Genomic DNA, 1,760 nt, shown 5'->3' with positions numbered 1-1,760 from the left:
GGCCGGGAACTCAAAGGAGACTGCCAGTGATAAACTGGAGGAAGGTGGGGATGACGTCAAGTCATCATGGCCCTTACGACCAGGGCTACACACGTGCTACAATGGCGCATACAAAGAGAAGCAAACTCGCGAGAGCAAGCGGACCTCATAAAGTGCGTCGTAGTCCGGATTGGAGTCTGCAACTCGACTCCATGAAGTCGGAATCGCTAGTAATCGTGAATCAGAATGTCACGGTGAATACGTTCCCGGGCCTTGTACACACCGCCCGTCACACCATGGGAGTGGGTTGCAAAAGAAGTAGGTAGCTTAACCTTCGGGAGGGCGCTTACCACTTTGTGATTCATGACTGGGGTGAAGTCGTAACAAGGTAACCGTAGGGGAACCTGCGGTTGGATCACCTCCTTACCTTAAAGAACCTTTCCCTGCAGTGTCCACACAGATTGTCTGATGAAAAATAACGAGCAGTGAAAATCTCTGCAGGCTTGTAGCTCAGGTGGTTAGAGCGCACCCCTGATAAGGGTGAGGTCGGTGGTTCAAGTCCACTCAGGCCTACCAAATTTTCCCTGAATACAGCGTTGTGAAACGACTCGCATACTTCAGTATGCTTCGCCCTTTCACGCCTTGTCTCAGGAAAAATTACCGGTAACGGGATTTAACTACGATGGGGCTATAGCTCAGCTGGGAGAGCGCCTGCTTTGCACGCAGGAGGTCTGCGGTTCGATCCCGCATAGCTCCACCATCCTCACTGTTCGTCACAAGAAAACTTCAGAGTACACATTCTGTGTGTGCTGCGAAGTTTTGCTCTTTAAAAATCTGGATCAAGCTGAAAATTGAAACACAGAACAATGCGAATTGTTCCGTGAGTCTCTCAAATTTTCGCAACTGATGATGTTCTCGAAACATCTTCGGGTTGTGAGGTTAAGCGACTAAGCGTACACGGTGGATGCCCTGGCAGTCAGAGGCGATGAAGGACGTGCTAATCTGCGAAAAGCGCCGGTAAGGTGATATGAACCGTTATAACCGGCGATGTCCGAATGGGGAAACCCAGTGCAATCCGTTGCACTATCACAGCATGAATACATAGTGCTGTGAGGCGAACCGGGGGAACTGAAACATCTAAGTACCCCGAGGAAAAGAAATCAACCGAGATTCCCCCAGTAGCGGCGAGCGAACGGGGAACAGCCCAGAGCCTGAATCAGCCTGAGTGTTAGTGGAAGCGTCTGGAAAGTCGCGCGATACAGGGTGACAGCCCCGTACACAAAAGCACACAGGTTGTGAGCTCGATGAGTAGGGCGGGACACGTGGTATCCTGTCTGAATATGGGGGGACCATCCTCCAAGGCTAAATACTCCTGACTGACCGATAGTGAACCAGTACCGTGAGGGAAAGGCGAAAAGAACCCCGGCGAGGGGAGTGAAACAGAACCTGAAACCGTGTACGTACAAGCAGTGGGAGCCTCTTTATGGGGTGACTGCGTACCTTTTGTATAATGGGTCAGCGACTTATATTCTGTAGCAAGGTTAACCGTATAGGGGAGCCGCAGGGAAACCGAGTCTTAACTGGGCGTTAAGTTGCAGGGTATAGACCCGAAACCCGGTGATCTAGCCATGGGCAGGTTGAAGGTTGGGTAACACTAACTGGAGGACCGAACCGACTAATGTTGAAAAATTAGCGGATGACCTGTGGCTGGGGGTGAAAGGCCAATCAAACCGGGAGATAGCTGGTTCTCCCCGAAAGCTATTTAGGTAGCGCCTCGTGAA

Annotated in this window: 2 tRNA genes and 2 rRNA genes; all 4 read left to right on the top strand. The window is 51.2% G+C overall.

What is annotated here, in order from left to right:
• A 16S ribosomal RNA gene (locus IAE48_RS23890) occupies positions 1–405 on the top strand; the annotation flags it as partial.
• A gap of 73 nt (positions 406–478) precedes the next feature.
• A tRNA-Ile gene (locus IAE48_RS23885) sits at positions 479–555 on the top strand.
• 108 nt (positions 556–663) lie between these two features.
• Positions 664–739: transfer RNA gene (locus IAE48_RS23880), tRNA-Ala, on the top strand.
• A gap of 177 nt (positions 740–916) precedes the next feature.
• Positions 917–1,760 (top strand): 23S ribosomal RNA (locus tag IAE48_RS23875); the annotation flags it as partial.

The organism is Kosakonia sp. S57 (genome assembly GCF_016516575.1).
GTDB classification, from domain to species: domain Bacteria; phylum Pseudomonadota; class Gammaproteobacteria; order Enterobacterales; family Enterobacteriaceae; genus Kosakonia; species Kosakonia cowanii.
Note: the sequence above shows the minus strand (reverse complement) of the source record. Positions and strands in the feature narration are given on the sequence as shown.